Genomic DNA, 19,132 nt, shown 5'->3' with positions numbered 1-19,132 from the left:
GGCGCTGACCGTTCCGGCTGCGCGGGCGCCCAGCCGTTCGGCCTGGGCTTTGGCCTCATCGCGGCTCATCGTTTCAAACGCGCCGGTGAAAACCACGGTCTTGCCCGCCACGGCACTGTCCCTGGTTTCAACGATATAGGGCGGCGGTGCAACTTCGCTCAGCAGGTCTTCCCACACCGCAACATTGTGCGGCTCGTGAAAGAAATCACCCAGAGCATCGGCCACTGCCGGGCCAATGCCATCAATGCTGGTCAGGGCTTCACGCGCGCCGTCCACCGCGGCTTGGCGCACGCCCTGCAATGTGACAAACCGCTTGAGCAGATCACGCGCTGTCACCGCGCCGACATGCCGGATGCCAAGGCCAAACAGCAACCGCGCCGCATCTGGCGTGCGCTTCGCCTCGATCGCGGCCAGCAGATTATCGGCCGATTTTTCCTTCCAGCCCTCGCGCCCCAAAATCGCATCGCGCCGGGCCTTCAGCCGAAAGATATCGGCCGGACTTTCCAGCCAGCCAGCTGCAAAAAATTCGTCGATGGTCTTCTCGCCCAGCCCCTCAATATCAAGCGCGGCCCGGGAAACGAAGTGCTTCAGCCGTTCGGTCCGCTGTGCCGGGCAAATCAGCCCGCCAGTGCAGCGCACATCAACTTCGCCGTCTTCAGCCACCGCCTCGCTGCCGCAGTCTGGGCAGTGATCGGGAAACAGATAGGCATCGCGCGGCACGTTGCGGGTCAGGTTTTCGACAACTTGCGGGATCACATCACCGGCCCGCTGGATCACCACCCGATCACCCGGGCGAACCCCCAACCGCGCAATCTCGTCACGATTGTGGAGCGTGACGTTGGAGACCACCACGCCGCCTACGGTCACCGGGGTCAACCGCCCAACCGGGGTCAACTTGCCGGTCCGGCCCAGCTGGATGTCGATCCCTACCAGTGTCGTCTCGGCGCGTTCCGCCGGAAACTTGCGGGCGATTGCCCAGCGCGGGGCCTTGGCAACAAAACCCAACCGGTCTTGCAACGCCAGATCGTCAACCTTGTAGACCACACCATCGATATCATAGGGCAGATCGGCCCGTTCCGCTTCGATCCGGCGATAATGGTCCTGCAAGGCTGCCGGATCACCAAACCGTGCCAGCCACGGTGAAACAGGTACGCCCCATCCGGCAATCCGCTCCATCATCGCCGCCTGCGTTGCTTCGGGCAGCGCCGCAGTGGCGCCCCAGCCGTGCGCCAGAAACCGCAGCGGCCGGCTGGCGGTGACGTTCGGATCCTTTTGCCGCAGCGATCCGGCCGCAGCATTGCGCGGGTTGGCAAAGACCTTGTCAGATTTTGCTTCCTGCGCACAATTGAGCGCGGCAAAATCTTGCTTCGACATGTAAACTTCGCCGCGTATCTCAAACAAATCAGGGACATTTCCGCTTAGCTGCTGGGGAATGTCGGCGATCGTGGCAACGTTCGCGGTAACGTCCTCGCCCACCTGCCCATCGCCGCGCGTGGCTGCGCGGACCAGTTTTCCATGCTCATAGCGCAGCGAGCACGATAGCCCGTCGATCTTGTCTTCGGCCGTGAAAGCCAATGGCGCGCCTTCGTCCAATGCCAGAAAACGCCGCACCCGCGCGAAGAAATCGGTCAGGTCGTCATCCGAAAACGCATTGTCGAGGCTCATCATCCGCTGCTCATGCGTTACTTTGGCCAGCGGCGAAGCGGCAACCTCATGACCGACACTGCGGCTGGGGCTGTCATCGCGGATCAGGCGCGGAAATGCCGCTTCCAGTTCAGCATTGCGCCGCACCAGAAGATCAAATTCGGCATCGGAAATTTCGGGCGCATCGTCGGCATGATAGCGCCGGTTGTGATGGGCAATGGCTTTGGCCAGGCGCATCAGTTCATTGGCCGCGTCCGCTTCGGAAAGTTCGAATCCCATATTCCGTTCCTAGCGCCTCTCAAGCACAGTCACCACCATGCTGCGACGGCCCAGAAACCCGAGAGTTTCGTAAAGCCCGATCGCCTTTGCATTGCCGGCATAGGAGTGGAGGAAGGGGGTTTCACCGGCCTGGGTAAAATCGGCCATAACCCGGCGGATCAGCCGCGCAGCAAGCCCTTGCCCGCGGTGTTCCGGCCAGGTGCACACGGCCGAAACTTCTGCAATTCCGGGCGCAGGCCGCATCCGTGTGCCGGCCATTGCGGCCAGCTGCCCTTCCCGGAAAATACCATAGAATCCCCCGTAATGCCGGGTCTTGTCCCCCCAGGGGCCCGGCTCGGTCGCCAATGCCAATTCGCGCATCGCCCCGGCATCCTCCTCGCTCAGCACCTGGCATTCTTCATCACCGCCTTGCAGCGGCATTGGCTTTTGTGCGATCATCTGCAGCAGCGGTGCAGTGCGAACCACAGCCAGCCCCGGCGGTGCGCAAACCGCTTCAGGTTCGATCAGCCAGATTTGCTCACCAGGCTGGACCAATGCCGCAAGCGCCGCCTGAGCCAGAACCGATCCATCACGGGCCGCAGCAAACGGCCCGTAACTCGGCTCAATTCGCACCGCACGATCATCCCCCAGCGCCAGATGCGCCTGCCGTCCGGTAAGCATTGCCCAGGCCGGACGATCAAGCGCGGCTAGGTTCAAGCCGGGTTCCACAACGGAACAGTCTCTACCCGAGTGCCAAATCCGGCCAGAATTGGCCGCGCCTTGGCGATCGCCGCTTGCACATCGGGAAGCGCCAAACTGGCCTGATGCGAAGCCTGATCCTTCCATACTTCGGTAATCCAGATTGAATCCGGATCGCCGGCATCCTTGGCGATCAGATAGACCAGATTGCCTGGCATGCCGCGCGTTCCGGCCTGGAGATAGCCGATCAATTCATCACGCGTGCCCGGTGCGGCCTTCATCTGGCCAATCAAGCCATAGAGCGGCTGGGCGGTATCAATTTCTTCCATCGGGGTTACGCATCCTTGCACAAGCAGCGCCAGCGCAGCACTGCCGATAAATTCACGGCGGGCACAGCTCACACTCCCTCCAGGAGTCTATCAGCCTGCGCACGCGCCTCTGGCGTTACTTCTGCGCCTGACAGCATCCGGGCGATCTCTTCCTGTCGGCCGGCCGCGTCCAGCCGGTGAACCGAAGTTCGGGTAACCGTGCCTTCACTGCTTTTGGCGATGACATAATGGGTATGCCCGCGCGCCGCCACCTGCGGACTGTGGGTGACTGCCAGCAATTGCCCGCCGCTCGCCAGCCGCGCCAGCCGCTCACCGATCGCGCTGGCCACGGCCCCGCCCACACCGCGATCAATCTCGTCGAAAATCACGGTCGCCGCACCGCCTTCTTCGGCCAGTGCAACCTTGAGCGCCAGAATGAACCGCGAAAGTTCGCCGCCAGAGGCAATCTTGTTGAGTGGCGCAAAATCTGCACCGGGATTGGTTGAGATCAGAAATTCGGCCCGGTCGATCCCGGCAGGGCCCCACTGCTCTTCTGGAAGCCGGGTGACTGCGGTGCGAAAGCGTGCGGCATCAAGCTTCAGCGGCGCAAGCTCGGCTGCCACCGCCCGGTCCAGCCGCAAGGCCGCTTCGCTACGGGCCTTGGACAAGGCCTCGGCTTGCACACGAAAAGCCGCACCCGCCTGAGCTGCGGCTTTCTCCAGCGCAGAAACATTCGCCTCGCCCCCTTCAATCGCATCAAGCTGGGCGCGCATTGTTCGCATGGTCTGCGGCAGATCATCAACCTGGCAATGATGCTTTCGGGCTATTGCGCGCAGTTCGAACAATCGGGTTTCGATTGTATCAAGCCGCACGGGATCGTGGGTCAGGGCTGCGCCGGCGCGCTCCAATTTGTCTTCAGCCTCGGCCGCCTCAATCACCGCCCGGTCAAGCGAGGCAAGCGCATCTGCCAAAAGCGGGTGCTCGGCGGCAATCCGGTCAAGCCGCCGCGCCGCACTGCGCAGGCCAGCCAGCACCGAATCGGAACCAGCCCAAAGCTTGCGCAGTTCCTCCAGATCGCCGGTCAGCCGTTCCCCCTTTTGCATCACGGCGCGGGTTTCGGCGAGGTCTGCCTCCTCCCCTTCAACCGGCGCCAGGACGGCCAGCTCGGCCAGATGCGCCATCAGCAAATCCTGATCGGCCGCTGCCTGGGCAATCGCCGCGCGTGCAGCATCCAGCCGGTCAAGCGCGGCGCGCCATTCCGCCCAGACCCCAGCCAGGCCATCGCTGTCTGATCGGGCAAACCGATCGAGCAACAGCCGGTGGCCACGCGGATTTACCAGCCCGCGATCATCATGCTGGCCGTGCAATTCAACCAGCGATGCCCCCAGTTCGCGCAGCAAAGCCGCGCCAACCGGCTGATCGTTGATGAAGGCTTTTGATCCGCCATCTGCCTTGACCCGGCGTTTGATGATAAGCGGTTCACCCGGATCAATATCAAGCTCAGCCTCGGTCAGGGCGGACTGGATTGCGGCCGGCAATTTTTCAAATTCAAACGTGGCGATAACGCTGGCCAGATCGGCCCCGCCGCGCACCAGACCGCTATCGGCGCGCGCGCCCAGCACCAGTCCCAGCGCATCGAGCAGGATTGATTTGCCGGCCCCGGTTTCACCCGTCAGCACACCCAGCCCATCGCCGAACGACAGGTCCAGTGCTTCGATCAGCACGATGTTGCGAATGGCGAGCGAAGTAAGCATGTTCGCGCACTGTTCTATCGTGCGCGCCGGGCGAAGTCACCCCTTTGTGCGCGATGTTCCCACCGTAACCAAACTGTCGCCAGATCGCCACACGGGTGCAACGTGCCAAGCCTATTTGCGGCGGCAATGGAGCTGCAAGGATTTGGGCAATGAGCGACAGATCGATCGAAGGAAAATTGCCCGATTGGCTCAACCTGCCAGAGCCGCGCGCATTCCGGCCCAAGCGTAAATATCGGACCGTCTGGATTTCCGACATCCATCTTGGCACGCGCGGTTGCAACGCGGTTTTGTTGCTTGATTTCCTGCGGGCCATAGAATGCGACACGCTCTATCTGGTTGGCGACGTGGTTGATGGATGGCGGCTTCGCAAAGGCTGGTACTGGCCCGATGCGCACAACGAAGTGGTCCGCCGCGTGCTCAAATTGGCCCACCGCGGTACCCGGGTGGTGCTGGTTGCAGGCAACCATGATGAGATGCTGCGGCCTTATGCCGGAATGACTTTTGGCGGAGTTGAGGTTGCGCTTGAGGCGATCCACCAGACCGCCGATGGTCGCAGGCTGCTGGTGACGCACGGCGATGCCTTCGACGTGGTAGTGCTGTATCACCGCTGGCTCGCTTTCCTGGGCGATGCGGCCTATTCATTCCTGCTGGGGCTGAATGTAGTGCTGAACCGGGTGCGGCGGCGGCTGCACATGCCCTATTGGTCGCTGTCTTCATACCTGAAGAAGCGGGTCAAGAACGCGGTTGCATTTATCGGTGAATTTGAAGAGGCCGTGGCCCACGCCGCGCGCGAACGCGGCGTTGACGGTGTGGTTTGCGGCCACATCCATTCAGCCGAAATCCGCCAGATCGGCTCCATAACCTATTACAACGATGGTGATTGGGTGGAAAGCTGCACTGCGCTGGTCGAAGCCGCTGACGGTGCGATGTCGTTGGTTGACTGGGCTGAGGAATGCCGCGTTGACGCAGCCCGAAACCAACCCGGCGTTATTTTGCAACCCCAGCCTGAGGAAAAGGAACCGGCATGAGAATAGCAATTTGCACTGATGCCTGGCACCCGCAGATAAATGGCGTGGTTCGTTCACTTTCAACCACGGTGGCAAAGCTTACAGAGCGCGGCCACGAGGTTGAACTGGTTACCCCGCAGCAATTTCGGACGATTCCGATGCCGGGCTACAGCGAGATTCGTCTGGCCCTGGCCCCGCGCAATGGCACCCGGCGGACGCTTGGCGAATTTGCGCCCGATATTGTTCATATCGCCACCGAGGGGCCGATCGGCTGGAGCGCAAGAAGCTGGTGCCTGGCCAATCAAATGCCCTTTACCACCGCGTTCCACACCCGCTTTCCCGACTATGCCTCAATCCGTACCGGGCTGAGTGCGGAGCGGTTCTGGCCACTGATGCGGCGCTTTCACGCACCGGCCCGTGCTGTACTGGTATCCACCCCAACGCTGGGCGCAGAGCTGGCCGATCGGGGATTGCCGCAATGGCGGCTATGGTCGCGCGGGATTGATAACGATCTGTTCCGCCCCGGTCATGCGCCGCTGCCGCAATTGGCCGCGATGGCTGGACCGGTCTTGCTGTATGTTGGCCGGGTTGCCGCTGAAAAGAACTTGCCCGAATTTCTTTCGGCAGATGTTCCGGGGCAAAAGGTCGTTGTTGGCGATGGCCCGGATCTGGACAAGCTAAAGGCCCGCTTTCCCGATGTCACGTTTTTGGGCGCGCTTTCGGGCGAGCGGCTTGCCCAGGCCTATTGTTCGGCCGATGTTTTCGTATTCCCCAGCCGCACCGATACATTCGGACTGGTGCTGATTGAGGCCTTGGCCTGCGGGTTGCCGGTTGCCGCGCTGCCGGTTCAGGGGCCGCTCGATATCATCGGGATCAATGGCCGCGGGCCAGATAACACGCTTCCCGCGGCTATTGGCGCGCTGGAACACGATCTGGGGCTGGCGATTCGCAAGGCGCTTCGGCTTGATCCGCTGGCCGCAGCAGTAATCGGCGCGAGCTATTCATGGGACCGCGCCACCGATCAATTCGTTGCCGCACTGGATGACGCGACCACCTGGGCCGCGCACGAGGCTATCCGCCAGCAGGATCAGCGAACGGCGGTTCCAGCATAATCGGATCGGCAAGGGTGACCTTGTCGAGCATGGCAGCCATTTCGTCGCGCAGGGTCAGCATCAGTCCGCGCAGCCGGCACTCGGTTTCGGGCAGGCAGTTCTGGCAATGCTCATGCGCATTGCGGCTGGCGCAGGGAACCAGTGCCAGGCTGCCGCGGGTCAATCGGATAATATCGCCATAGCGGATATCAATCGGGCTAAGCGCCAGCTCATACCCGCCATCGCGCCCGCGGGTAGAATTGACCAATCCGCCGCGAACCATTTCCGAAAGGATGACAGTCAGGAACTTGCGCGGAATGTTTTGCGCTTCGGCGATTGAATCGAGCCGTTGCGGCCCCTGCCGCCACATATCGGCAAGGTGCTGGAGCGCGCGGATCGAATATCGGGTCTTTTGCGAAAGCATGGGTAGCACTCATAGAGCCCTGCCCTGAACGAAATGTCAACCTGGGGAGTAGAAATCTCGCCCGGATCAATAGCCGCATGTGTAATCGACTAGCGGTTCAAGCAATTCACCCGCTTCATAACGAGCCAGATTGGCCACAAACCGATCGGCGGCGCGGTGCAAGGCCATGCTTTGCGCCCGACCCGACAGATGCATGGTCACTTCAGCATGATCCCACAGCGGATCCAGTTGCGGCAAAGGTTCGGGGGTGGTGACATCAAGCAGTGCGCCGGCAATCCGCCCTTCGGCGAGCGCCGCAACCAGCGACGGTTGATCGATCACACTGCCGCGCGCGATGTTGACCACCACCGCCTGCGGCCCCATCGCGGCAAGCTCGGCGGCGCCGATCAAGCCGTTGGTTTCGAGAGTGGCAGGCACTGCCAGAACGATCCAGTCAAATTCGGCGAGCTGGCCGCGCCATTGATCCGGGCCCAGTGTGCCAGGTGCCGCGCTGCGACTGACCCGGGTGATCTCCACCCCAAAGGCTTCCAGCCGGACCGCGATTTCCTTGCCGATCGCACCATAGCCAAGGATCAGGGCCTTGCTGGCGTAAAGCTCGCGCTTGCCGGGCGAATCCTGGAGCCATTCATGCCGATCCTGCGCGCGCACCACATCGCGATAGCCCTTGGCGTGGCTGAGCATCATCATCACCACATATTCGGCAATCGGAATCGCGTTGATCCCGGCACCGTTTGTCAGCATCACCGCGCGTTCCTGCAGCAGACCAAGCGGAAATTGCTCAACCCCGGCGAACAGCGAATTGAGCCACTTCAGCCGGGTCGCAGCCTCGATTGCACTGCGCATCGCCTGCCGATCAAAAAAATCAAACCAGCCGATTTCGGCCTGATCGGCCAGTTCAACCGCCTGATGGCGGTTGGCATACCAGTGCGGCGCTACCCAGCCGGGCAGCCGGCTTTCCACCAATGGCCGCAGCAGATCAGGAAGAACGGTTTGGACAAGCAACGGATCTGTTACCAAGTCCTATTTGGCGCCAACAGCGGCCGGGGCCTTGCGTTGGAGCAGCTCATAGGCCTTTTCGTACCATTTGCTGCCCGGATAATTTGCACCCAAAACTGCGGCATACTTCAGCGCTTCATCCGGCACGCCCAGCGCCAGGCTGGTTTCAACCAACCGGAACAGGGCTTCGGCAGTATGGCTGGTGGTCTGATAATTCTGCACCACATTGCGGAAGCGCAGCGAGGCGGCCAGCCATCTGCCCGTCTTTTCATAGTACCGGCCGATTTGCATTTCCTTGCCCGCAAGATGATCGTTGACCAGATCAAGCTTGATCTGCGCATCGGCGGCATAACGGGTGTTGGGGAATCTGCGAACCACTTCGTTGAGCGCGGACTTGGCCTGCAAGGTGATCTTCTGATCGCGATCAACATCGCTGATCTGCTCATAATAGCATAGCGCGATCAGATAGTAGGCATAGGGCGCATCGCGGTTGCCCGGATTGATCGAAAGGAAGCGTTGCCCAGCCTGGATCGATTTGTTGTAATCCTTGGCCAGATAATACGAAAACGAGCTCATCAACTGGGCGCGGCGGGCCCAGGGTGAATAGGGATGCTGGCGCTCCACCTCGTCAAACAGGGCGGCCGCGATCATCGGCTGGCCGCGATCAAGGCGTTCCTTGGCCGCCGCATAAAGCGTATCGACATCGCGCGCGATGAAGGCCGTATCCTTGGGCCCGCCCCGCCCTCCGGCGCAGCCGGCGGTGAGCATCAGCGCAGCAACAGCGGCAGCGCAAAGGGCGATCTTAGACGGGGAACGTTCAGCCATGGTCGACGCCTATAACCAGAGCTTGCCTGAACGCCAAGTGAAGTTGCACCTGTTTTGCTCTGGATTGCCGCTCTATTGATCGGCATCCAACATCGGGGCAGAGCAAGCCTGCCAGCTCTCTCCGACAAAGCGGATCGCCGGCGCGATCATGTGCCCGCCTTCGAACTCTACCAACAGCCCGCGCTCGGCTACGTGCGGCTGGGCAAAAGCCTCGCGAAAATCAAGGATCGGCGCGAACGCTACATCCTTGTCGGCGAACCAACTTACCCAATCGTCGCGCGATCTGGTGGCGAAAGTTTGGCGCAGAAATGCGATCAGCACGTTTTGCTCGCCAGCGGGGAGCTCGGCAATCGGATACAGGTCCATCCGGCCCAGCGCGGTCAGCAAGGTGCTGGCAAACTTAAGCTCTCTCGCACCCAATACTACGTGACGTTTGTCTTTGGTTTCATAAACTTGATAGAATGCCGCCCCGCCCAGTGAGCGCTGCGTGGCAGAACGTGGCGGCTCTGCCCCGGCGATCGATAGCCCCATGGTATGGGCACACCACGGCAGCAGGCTGTCAAACATTGCGCAATCGATGTAATCGCCGCGACCGCTTTTTTCGCGGCCGATCAGCGCCATCAGCGTTGCCGAAAGCGCGGTCAGGCCGGCTGCCATATCGCTGGCGGCCACGCCCGGCACCACGGGCGTCCCATCGGTCCCGTCATTGACCGAAAGAAACCCGGCCAGTGCCTGGGTGGCCAGATCATGCGCCGGATGGTGCGCCAATTCGCCCTCCTGCCCGAAAGCGGAAATCGAACAATAGACGATACCCGGATTACGGGCAGAAACCGCCAGGTAATCGAACCCAAGCCGCTTCATCACACCCGGGCGAAAGCCTTCCACAAAAACATCGGCCTGTTCGATCAGATCCCACAGCCGCGCCTTGCCTGAATCGGTCTTGAGATCGAGCACAACACTCTTCTTGCCGCGATTGAGATTGCGGAACCACACCGATTGCCCGGCCTCCGAAGGCTCCTGGCTTCGCGCCGGGTCACCGGCCGGGCTTTCGATCTTCCATACCTCAGCGCCCTGATCGGCCATCATCATGGTCATCATCGGGCCCGGCAGAAATACCGAGAGATCGACCACTTTAATTCCGCTGAGTTTGCCCATCCGTCGTTTCGCCCTTTGTTTGGTTCGGGTCAGTTATCGCAGCGCAGTCGCTCGGCCAGAACAGCGATGTGTTCGGGGCCGATACCGCAGCACCCACCGATGATCCTGGCGCCGGCATCAACCCAGTTTTGCGCCCAACCCAGATAGCCTGGCGGATCCAGATCAGACCGCAACGGCGATAGGCCATCGTTGGCCGCGGCATCCTCTGCCTGGGGCGGAAAAGCATTTGCATAGACGCCCAGCTCAAACGCTGCATTCAGATGGCTTGCCGCCAATGACGCCCGGTGCAGCGCCTGTTCCATCACTTCGGGCTGGCTGCAATTGAACAGCAGGGCCGCCGCGCCTAGATCATTTGCAACTGCAACCGCAGCCTCGATGCTTTCACCCGAACGCAAATTGCCCGGCTCCGCCCGCTCGCCCAGACCGTCTGCCAGTGTGAACGAGAGCCACAGCGGACGCGGATCACCCGCCAACTGCCGGGCAACCAATCGGGCTTCAGTCAACGATGACAGCGTTTCGGCCAGCCACAAATCGGCATACGGAGATAGTCCTGCGACCAGTTCGGCAAGGATCGGGGCTGCTGCGGCTTCGTCCACCAGATCGGGCCGATAGGATCCGCAAACCGGGGGCAAGCTGCCGGCGATCTGCGTGCCGGGGAAATCAGCTTTGGCCTGCAGCGCCATCTCTCCGGCCAGGGCAGCAAGCCTGCGTCCTTCACTGGTAAAGCGTTCTTGGCCCAGGTGAAAGGGAACCAGGGCATAGCTGTTGGTGGTGATGATTTGCGCCCCGGCGCGGGCATAGGCCCGGTGGACTTCGGCAACAGTATCGGGTGCCTCGATCAAGGCCAGCGCCGACCATTCGGGCTGGCGGAATGGCGCACCGCTGCGTTGCAGTTCGCGGCCCATGCCGCCATCAAGGATCGTTATCATGCTCGCTGCCTAGCTGCTGCCGGATCGCTGGGCAACCGTGCGGGGGCTGGCCCCGAAGTGTTGCTTGCAGGCCCGGCTGAATACAGCTTGCGAAGAATAGCCGCAGGCCAAGGCCGCCGCCTGGACCGAAAGCCCTTGCTGCTGAATCAACGAAACGGCGAAACGCAGCCTCAGATCGCGGTAATGCCAGGCCGGAGAACAACCGAGCGCGGAGCGGAACTGACGTTCTATCCTTCGCCGGTCGAGCCCGGCCAGGGCGGCAATCTGTTCAAGCGAGAGCGGTTCAGCCAGATGCTGCTTCATGATCCGCACCACGCGGGCAATCAGCGGATGCCCGGCCAATGCCGGATCGTCGCCGCGCTGCGGATCGCTGGGGCCGCGGATCCGTTCGTGGATCAACTGATCTGAAACAGACCGGGCCAGGGCCTGCCCGTGACTGGCTGCGATCGTTTCCAGCATCAGATCCATCGCCGCGGTGCCGCCCGCACAGGTGAACAGCCTGGCATGGCGTTCAAACAATTCGCCCGAAACCGGGATCTGCGGATAGCGCCGGGCAAAGGCGTCGGCGGCCTCCCAGTGCAGCGTAATCGCCTCGCGCCCCAGGATACCCGCCTCAGCGAGCAAAAATGCACCGGTATCAATCGCGCCAACACTGCCGCCCAAACGCCAGACCCGCCGCAATGCAGCCAGCAGGCGCGGATCGGCCAACCGCAGCGGATCAAACCCTGCACAAACCACCAGCGTTTCGGCGCGTTCATCAAGCGGTCCATCAGCCCGGATTTGCATCCCGTTCGATGCTTCGGCGTGGTCGCCGGCGGGGGTGTGGATGCTCCAGCCAAACAGCGCCTTCCCGGTAAGCCGATTGGCGATCCGCAGCGGCTCAATCGCCGAAAAAAAGGCGATCGCCGAAAAACCCGGAAGCAGCAGAAACGCGAACTTTTGCATTGGCAGCGGCGATAGCGCACCATGTCGTAAAATGCAATGAATTGCCGCAATATGCTGTTTTGAGCAGCTAAGCCCGTGCTAAGCTTTGTCCCAGGGAGAGAACCCATGAATTTCGAACCGTTCATCACATGCGCCGTCACTGGATCAGGCAATACGGCCGGGATCCACCCCGATCTGCCGGTAACCCCCGAACAGATCGCCAATGCCGCGATCGAGGCCGCCAGGGCTGGCGCGGCGATTGCCCACATCCATGTGCGCGATCCCGAAACTGGTAAAGGCTGCCGCGATGTTGCACTCTATCGCGAAGTAAAGGAGCGGATCCGCGCCAGCGATGTCGATGTGATCATCAATTTCACCGCTGGAATGGGCGGCGATATGGTGTTTGGCCAGGGTGAAAGCCCCCTCCCCCTCGATCCCGCCGGAACCGACATGGTTGGGCCGATGGAACGGCTGCTCCACGTACAGGCGCTGCTGCCCGAGATTTGCACGCTCGATTGCGGCACGATGAATTTTGCCGAAGCCGATTACGTGATGACCAACACGCCCGGCATGCTGCGGACCATGGCCGCCGAAGTGCAGCGCCTGGGGGTGCGGCCAGAGCTGGAGGTGTTCGATACCGGGCACCTGGTGTTCGTGAAGGAAATGATCCGCGACGGCTTGCTGGATGATCCGGTGATGATCCAGCTGTGCTTGGGCATCCCCTATGGCGCGCCGGACGATCCACTGACCACAATGGCAATGGTTCACCAGATCCCGCCAGGAGCCGTTTTCAGCGGATTTTCGATCAGCCGCAACCAACTGCCATTTGTTGCGATGGCCGCGCTTGCAGGCGGAAACGTGCGGGTTGGGCTGGAAGACAACCTTTACCTTGGCAAGGGCCAATTCGCATCGAACGGCCAGCTGGTTGAACGCGCGGTCCAGATCCTGACCGGGATGGGCGCGAAGATCATGGGCCCCGAAGCTGTCCGCGCCAAACTCAAACTGGTGAAGCGCTGATATGGCAAGCGAAATACGCAAGGTAGCGATCGTTGGCGGCGGGGTGATCGGCGCGGCCTGGGCGGCGCGGTTCCTGCTGGGCGGGATCGATGTTTCGGTGTTTGATCTTGATCCCGAGGTAGAGCGCAAAACGCAGGAAGTGATCGCCAATGCGCGCCGCGCGCAGATCCGCCTGCACGGTGCGGCCTTGCCGATCGAAGGCAATCTGACATTTGCCGTCAGCATGGAGGAAGCGGCCAGAGACGCCGATTTTATCCAGGAAAGCCTGCCCGAACGCGAAGACCTGAAACAGCGCGTGCTGGCCGATATCGATGCCGCCATGCCTGCGCATGCTATCATCGGATCATCGACATCAGGTTTGCTGCCCAGCAAGCTGCAAAGCGCAATGCGCCGGCCTGATCGGCTGGTCGTGGGCCACCCGTTCAATCCGGTCTATCTGCTGCCGCTGGTGGAGGTGTGCGGCGGTGATCAGACCAGCGCCGAAACGATCGAGATTGCCAGCGCGCTCTATACCCGCGTTGGCATGAAGGTGCTGCATGTGCGGCACGAGATCGATGGGTTCATCGCCGATCGCCTGCTTGAAGCGGTGTGGCGCGAAGCGTTGTGGCTGATCAATGATGGCATCGCCACCGCGGCTGAAATCGATGACGCGATCCGATTTGGCGCAGGGCTGCGCTGGTCGTTCATGGGCACCTTCCTGACCTACCGGCTGGCTGGCGGAGAAGCCGGGATGCGGCACTTCCTGCACCAGTTCGGCCCTTCGATGGAATGGCCCTGGACCAAGCTGGTTGGCCCCAAGTTGACGGGCGAGCTGATCGACAAGGTTTCCGACCAATCAGACGAACAGGCCGCAGGAATTGGTCTGCGTGAATACGAGGCGCTGCGCGATTCCTGCCTGGTGGACATCATGCATGCGCTGGAACGCAACGATTTCGCCGCGGGCGCGGTGGCCAAGGCCTATCGCGAAAGCCTGACAGGCAAGGAAGCTGTCAAACTGGGCAGCGATTGCGGCGATGGGCACGTGCTGACCGGGCACACGCCCGTGTTGCCCGAATGGATCGATTACAACGATCACCTGACCGAACATTGCTACCTCAAGCTGTTCGGTGATGCGACCGATGTGGTGCTGGCGCGGACTGGTGCCGGGCCGGATTACGTATCCAGCGGGTTCAGCTTTTACACAGTGGAAACCCATATCCGGCATCTGGGCCAGGCCCGGCTGGGTCAGAAAGTGGAGCTGCGCAGCCGCGTGCTGGGCACGGATGGCAAGCGGCTCCACCTGTTTCACGCGATGACCAACCTTGAAACCGGCGCGCTGATCGCAACTGCGGAACACATGCTGGTCCACGTTGATGCCAAGGCCGAAAAATCGGCACCTGCCCCGGATCACATCACGCAGGCCATGCAAGGGCTTGCCGCAGCCCAGCAACATCTGGCACCACCCGAAGGCGCGGGCCGAAGTATCCGTATGCCGGGGTAAGCCTGGCGCAGCAACAACAACACGGGGGGAGCAAACCAGTGGCATTGATCGAAACGAGATCTATCGACTACGTCCCCCTGGCGGAGCGTCACGGCAAGGTCTGGCACTTGTGGCCGGTATGGTTCACAGGTGATGCGCACCTGGCCACGCTGGCCACCGGCGCGATCAGCGTTGCAGCCGGGCTCAGCCTGTTCTGGTCGGCCATTGCGGTAACCGGCGGGTGCATCCTGGGCACCGTGCTGATGGCCTTCCACTGCACCCAGGGGCCGCACCTTGGCCTGCCGCAAATGATCCAGTCACGCCCGCAATTTGGCTATCTGGGTGCGCTGCTGGTCTGGGTTGTGGCCCTGGTTACCTACATCGGCTTCAATGCCCTGAACCAGACGCTGGCCGCCGATACGCTGAAGGAGCTGGCCGGTTTCCCCCATGGACCGACCGTGATCGTCTTTTCGCTGATCGCGGTTGCGGTGGCCGTGATCGGCTATGATCTGATCCACAAGGCCCAGCGCTGGCTGGCCTATGCCATGCTGGCGGTGCTGGCGGTCTATACCATCGGCGCTTTCGGGATCGTTGATCTGGGCACGCTGCTGGTGCCGGGCGAATTCCAGCCGACCCCGTTCCTGGTGCAGTTCTTCGCTGCTGCTGCCTATCAGCTCAGCTGGTCAATCTATGTTTCAGACTATTCGCGCTATCTGCCCAAGGACGTTGGCATTCGCGAAAGCTTCTTCTGGACGTTCTGGGGCGCTTTCGTGGGCGGAGCATGGATGATGCTGGTTGGCACATTTGCCGCCGCCGCTTTTGCCAGCCCGGATGGCATCGTTGCTGCGCTGCGTGACAGTTCAGACGCGATCTATCCCGGGTTCGGCGTGGTGATGCTGGTGACCAGCTTTTTGGGCCTGATCACCATCACATCGCTCAATTTCTATGGCGCATCGCTGACCTTGCTGAGTGTAGTCGACAGCCTGACCACGCTTAAGCTTGGGGTGAAGGCGCGGATAGCTTCGTTGCTGGCGGTATTCGCCATGGCGCTATCATTGTCGCTGGTGGTCAGCGGCAACGTTCTGCACGGTTTTGAATCGTTCCTGGGTGTGCTGGGCTATCTATTCACGCCGTGGACCGCGATCAATCTGGTCGATTTCTTCTTTGTGCGCAAAGGGCGCTATTCGATCCGGGCGATGTTCATGGCCGATGGACTATATGGCAAATGGAACTGGCGCGGGCTGACAGCATATGCGGTGGGCTTTGCAGCGATGATCCCGTTCTTCAAAACCGGGCTTTATGTTGGACCGATCGCCCAGGCACTGGGCAAAGCCGATATTTCGATGCTGATCGGCCTGCCAGTTTCGGCCGCAGTCTATTTGTGGCTGTGCCGCGATCTGAACCTGCCTGCAGAGCTGGAGCAGATCGAAGCGCTTGACCGCAATCTTGAAACGGAGCCGGTACGATGAAACGTCTAGCAACATTGGCCGCGCTGGCGGCCTTGGCCTCGCCGGTCCTGGCCAAGCCACCTGCGGCCAAAGCAACGGCGGCAAATCCGATCGCATTTCCAGATCGGTTCGATTCAATCGGCACCCCGGTGCAAAGCCTGGTAAGCAAGGAAGGCCGCAAGGTTCACTTTACAGACACCGGGGAAAAGGGCTGGCGGCCAATCCTGTTCATCGGCGGGGTTGGCACCAGTGGCCGCGCGCCCGAACTGGTCGCCTTTCTTGATACCATGCGCAAACGGCTGAAGCTGCGGATCGTGGCGGTAGAACGCAATGGGCTGGGCGATACCGCGTTCGATCCCAAATGGACTTTTGCCGATTACAACAGCGAGGTCGCCCAGGTGCTGGGCCAGCTGGGGATAGGCAATTTTTCGCTGGTCGCGATATCGGGCGGCGGGGCCTATGCTGGCCATATTGTCCAGGCCATGCCAACGCGGATTTCATCGTGGCACATGCTGGCGGCTGTTTCATCGGCGCAGGCCAATGTTGAACGGTGCCAGCAAGACGAGGCCACCTTTGCTGCGCAGCTTGGCCCGCAAATAGCCGCGCCGCGGGTCTGGTGGGAAATGCCCAAAGACGGTGTATCAGCCCACGTTCGCGGCTTCACCGATCGCACGGCCGATGAAGGCGCGCGGGCATTCTTTATGGCCGGACAAAACGGTGATCCGCGCGGCGTGGCCCGCGAATACAAGCGGTTCTGCGCCCCGCCCGCCGATGTTTCTGCGCTTAGCGCCCCGGCCTTTTTCTATTATGGAGAGGCCGATCCGGCGGTGCCGCCCAGCCATGGGCAGTATTGGGCCAGCAAGGTCAAAGGTGCTGTCACATTTCGATCATACCCTGGCGAAGGGCATGATGTGCAGTACCGGCATTGGGATCAGGTGATGCTTGATGTTGCGGGTTACGGGGCCAGCACATTGGTTTGCGATTCAGGCCGCGCCCACCTGGTCAAAGGCCAGCTCGATCCAAACCGGCTGGCCAAGGGCCGCACACTGGGCGTTTGCGCCTGGCAAAACGGCGGCTGATTAGCCCGGCAGTTCGGGCCGCGCGGCCAGCGCCTGCTTCAGCGGGCCAAGCCAAGGATCATAGGCCTTCCACACGTCGGTCCCGTCGCGGTTGATCGGGCGGCGGACCTGTTCGCTGCTGGGGGTGCGCACAGCGCGCGACGTCTTGTGGAATTCAAGGCAGGCCGGCTCGAACGGCAACGCGCAATAATCAAGGATCCTGCGGACCTGGCCTTCCAGATCGTCCAGCACATCCTCATGCTGCACTTTCAGCACGCGGCCGGGCGGCAGAACCGCATCCCAGTGCGCCATCAACCGCAGATAGTCTGCATAGTAGCGCCCAATGTGACCAAGATCATACGAGAAGTCCTGCCCGGCTGCGAATAGCTGCTTGAACACCGAAAACCCGCAGGCCAGCGGCTCGCGCCGGGCATCGATAATCCGGGCATTGGGCAGGATCAGATGGATCAGACCGATATGGCGGAAATTGTTGGGCATCTTGTCGATAAACCGCACCTTGCCTTCGGTGCGATGAACCCGGGTGGAATCGATATAGCCCTGCCCCAGTTCGGCCAGCTGATCGCGCGAAAGTTCGCCAAGATTATCGGGATAGCGATCCGCATCGTCCTGCCCCAAACGCCCGTTGAGCCGGCTGGCGATCGCCATGATATCGGGCAGTTCGGTGGTCCCTTCAACCTGGCTGTGCGAGGCCAGGATCTGCTCAAGCAACGTTGATCCCGCGCGCGGCAAGCCCAGGATGAATATCGGATCATCGGCCGGGCACCCAGCGCCGACAGTGCCGGAAAACAGGGCCGCATTGCAATGCTGGATCTGTCGATCAAACTCTGCGGTGATCGCTTTGGGCCGATAGCCCACCACCCCCTGCCGCAACTGATTGCCGCGCTGGTAGTATTCAAAACTGCGAGCATGGTCCTGCGCATCTTCCAGTGCCTTGCCCAGCGCAAAGCAAAGGTGGATCCGATCATCCACCGCAATCCCCTCGCGCGCCTCCTCGGCCGCCATCGCCGCCATTTCGGCTGCGGTGAAACGGTAGGTCTTAAGGTTTGCAAGACTCCAATAGGCATCACCAAAATCAGACCGCACCGCATAGGCCTGGCGGTAAGCCGCAACCGCTTCATCGATCCGGCTCAGGGTTTTGAGCGCGTGCCCATAGGTCAGGCTGACGGTTGCATTATCAGGGCTGGATTGTTGCAGTAGCGCATATTGCGCGGCAGCATCCTCGGTCCGGCCAGTGTGCAGCATCAGGTTGGCGCGTTGCATCAGGAATTGCGGATTGGCTGGTTCCAGCGCCAGCAGTTCCTCAGCCTCGCGCAGCGCTGCATCGTATTTGAACCGCTTGCTCAGCACCTCGGCATAGTCAAACCGGGCATGCAGATAGTCTGGGCTGAACTGCTTGCACTTCGAAAGGATCAGCTCTGCATCCTCATATTCGCCCAGCCGCGTGCCCAATTCGGCCAGCAACCGCATCGCCACCGGTTCATCCGGCACCTTGAGCAGAAACGCGCGCACCCGCGCTTCGGCCAGCGTGTAATCCTGATCGTAATAGGCTGAGAGCGCAGCCAACACTTCAGGCGGATGGCCTTCAACATCGTCCAGCCGATCCTGCAGCGCTTTGGCCCTGACCGGATCGGCCTGCTGGTAATGCACCGCCAGCAGCTTGATCGACGCGGTTAGCAGCGGATTGCATTCTACCGCCTGTTCATAGGCCGCGATCGCGGCATCGCGCTGGCCTTGCTGGCGAAAGCAATGGCCGCGTTCCTGATGCGCCCGGCCCAGTTGCGGCTGCAAAGTCATCAACTGGTCCAACAAGCGGTGCGCCGCATCGAAATCACCCCGAGCCCGCGCAATCACAGCCGCAAGATAGAGCACTTCGGGATCATCGCCGCGCGTTGCCATCAAACCGGCCAGCAGCACACTGGCCTGCGCCATATCGCCGCGGGCTAGGGCCAGCTTTGCTTCAACTAGGGGATCGTTTTGCACGTTCAGCGAATTCTTTAAGTTTGGTGGGCCCGGCACCATGGCGGCATCTGCGCAAGCCGACAAGCGGGCACGGGCCCCGAAATCAAAATCCCGGCGGGTTGAAGCATTCAACCCGCCGGGATCCTGTATCTCACT

At 61.3% G+C, this 19,132-nt stretch carries 17 protein-coding genes; 6 read left to right on the top strand and 11 right to left on the bottom strand.

From position 1 onward, the window contains the following. From ligA to recN, 4 genes are all read right to left on the bottom strand, one after another. Nucleotides 1-1,923 (bottom strand): NAD-dependent DNA ligase LigA (gene ligA / locus ABL914_RS04635; RefSeq protein ID WP_391561987.1); only part of this gene is annotated, 1,923 nt, incomplete at its 3' end. A gap of 9 nt (nt 1,924-1,932) precedes the next feature. After that, nucleotides 1,933-2,619: a GNAT family N-acetyltransferase gene (locus tag ABL914_RS04630; protein ID WP_391561986.1), complete on the bottom strand. Its 687-nt coding sequence runs from the start codon at nt 2,617-2,619 to the stop codon at nt 1,933-1,935. Next, entirely contained in the window at nt 2,616-3,002 is a 387-nt protein-coding gene (locus tag ABL914_RS04625; protein ID WP_391561985.1) for a putative quinol monooxygenase, read from the bottom strand. The genes ABL914_RS04630 and ABL914_RS04625 overlap by 4 nt, the downstream gene beginning before the upstream one ends. After that, nucleotides 2,999-4,663, bottom strand: a complete 1,665-nt coding sequence (recN, locus tag ABL914_RS04620; protein ID WP_391561984.1) for a DNA repair protein RecN — start codon at nt 4,661-4,663, stop codon at nt 2,999-3,001. Before recN ends, ABL914_RS04625 begins: the two co-directional genes overlap by 4 nt. A gap of 149 nt (nt 4,664-4,812) precedes the next feature. Here recN and ABL914_RS04615 point away from each other — a divergent pair, with 149 nt between their 5' ends. Together ABL914_RS04615 and ABL914_RS04610 are read left to right on the top strand one after the other, a co-directional pair. Beyond that, a complete protein-coding gene (locus ABL914_RS04615; RefSeq protein WP_391561983.1) occupies nt 4,813-5,691 on the top strand; it encodes a UDP-2,3-diacylglucosamine diphosphatase in 879 nt (292 codons plus the stop codon). Then, the gene (locus tag ABL914_RS04610) at nt 5,688-6,782 is read left to right on the top strand and encodes a glycosyltransferase family 4 protein (protein WP_391561982.1); all 1,095 of its coding nucleotides are present in this window, start codon (nt 5,688-5,690) and stop codon (nt 6,780-6,782) included. Before ABL914_RS04615 ends, ABL914_RS04610 begins: the two co-directional genes overlap by 4 nt. On the opposite strand, the gene ABL914_RS04605 is transcribed toward ABL914_RS04610, so the two are convergent. The 6 genes from ABL914_RS04605 to ABL914_RS04580 all read right to left on the bottom strand — a co-directional run bounded on the left by ABL914_RS04605 (nt 6,742) and on the right by ABL914_RS04580 (nt 12,035). Beyond that, nucleotides 6,742-7,185: an RrF2 family transcriptional regulator gene (locus tag ABL914_RS04605; protein WP_391561981.1), complete on the bottom strand. Its 444-nt coding sequence runs from the start codon at nt 7,183-7,185 to the stop codon at nt 6,742-6,744. The two genes, ABL914_RS04610 and ABL914_RS04605, sit on opposite strands and share 41 nt — an antisense overlap. Nucleotides 7,186-7,251: 66 nt before the next feature. Next, nucleotides 7,252-8,145, bottom strand: a complete 894-nt coding sequence (locus tag ABL914_RS04600; RefSeq protein WP_391561980.1) for a D-2-hydroxyacid dehydrogenase — start codon at nt 8,143-8,145, stop codon at nt 7,252-7,254. Nucleotides 8,146-8,205: 60 nt separating this feature from the next. After that, complete coding sequence (locus tag ABL914_RS04595) at nt 8,206-9,006, bottom strand: outer membrane protein assembly factor BamD (RefSeq protein ID WP_391561979.1); 801 nt, start codon at nt 9,004-9,006, stop codon at nt 8,206-8,208. Nucleotides 9,007-9,078: 72 nt separating this feature from the next. Then, nucleotides 9,079-10,161: a CaiB/BaiF CoA transferase family protein gene (locus ABL914_RS04590; RefSeq protein ID WP_391561978.1), complete on the bottom strand. Its 1,083-nt coding sequence runs from the start codon at nt 10,159-10,161 to the stop codon at nt 9,079-9,081. A 29-nt stretch (nt 10,162-10,190) separates the two neighbouring features. After that, nucleotides 10,191-11,090 (bottom strand): homocysteine S-methyltransferase family protein, encoded by a 900-nt coding sequence (locus tag ABL914_RS04585; protein WP_391561977.1) that lies wholly within the window; start codon nt 11,088-11,090, stop codon nt 10,191-10,193. A gap of 9 nt (nt 11,091-11,099) precedes the next feature. Further along, nucleotides 11,100-12,035 (bottom strand): GlxA family transcriptional regulator, encoded by a 936-nt coding sequence (locus ABL914_RS04580; protein WP_391561976.1) that lies wholly within the window; start codon nt 12,033-12,035, stop codon nt 11,100-11,102. Nucleotides 12,036-12,140: 105 nt separating this feature from the next. Here ABL914_RS04580 and ABL914_RS04575 point away from each other — a divergent pair, with 105 nt between their 5' ends. From ABL914_RS04575 to ABL914_RS04560, 4 genes are read left to right on the top strand one after another with little or no spacing between them, the layout of a single operon-like run. After that, complete coding sequence (locus tag ABL914_RS04575; RefSeq protein ID WP_391561975.1) at nt 12,141-13,031, top strand: 3-keto-5-aminohexanoate cleavage protein; 891 nt, start codon at nt 12,141-12,143, stop codon at nt 13,029-13,031. A gap of 1 nt (nt 13,032) precedes the next feature. Beyond that, entirely contained in the window at nt 13,033-14,511 is a 1,479-nt protein-coding gene (locus ABL914_RS04570; RefSeq protein ID WP_391561974.1) for a carnitine 3-dehydrogenase, read from the top strand. Nucleotides 14,512-14,549: 38 nt separating this feature from the next. Then, on the top strand, nt 14,550-15,959 hold the full coding sequence (locus ABL914_RS04565; protein ID WP_391561973.1) for a purine-cytosine permease family protein: 1,410 nt from the start codon (nt 14,550-14,552) through the stop codon (nt 15,957-15,959). Further along, nucleotides 15,956-17,017 carry an alpha/beta fold hydrolase gene (locus ABL914_RS04560; protein WP_391561972.1) on the top strand — a complete coding sequence of 354 codons (1,062 nt, stop codon included), beginning with the start codon at nt 15,956-15,958 and terminating at the stop codon, nt 17,015-17,017. Before ABL914_RS04565 ends, ABL914_RS04560 begins: the two co-directional genes overlap by 4 nt. Here ABL914_RS04560 and ABL914_RS04555 read toward each other — a convergent pair whose 3' ends face one another. Continuing rightward, entirely contained in the window at nt 17,018-18,997 is a 1,980-nt protein-coding gene (locus ABL914_RS04555; protein WP_391561971.1) for a tetratricopeptide repeat-containing sulfotransferase family protein, read from the bottom strand. Nucleotides 18,998-19,132 lie beyond the last annotated feature (135 nt).

The sequence above is a fragment of the Novosphingobium sp. genome, from assembly GCF_040079535.1.
Lineage (GTDB): Bacteria > Pseudomonadota > Alphaproteobacteria > Sphingomonadales > Sphingomonadaceae > Novosphingobium.
This window is presented reverse-complemented; position numbering and strand designations above follow the sequence as displayed.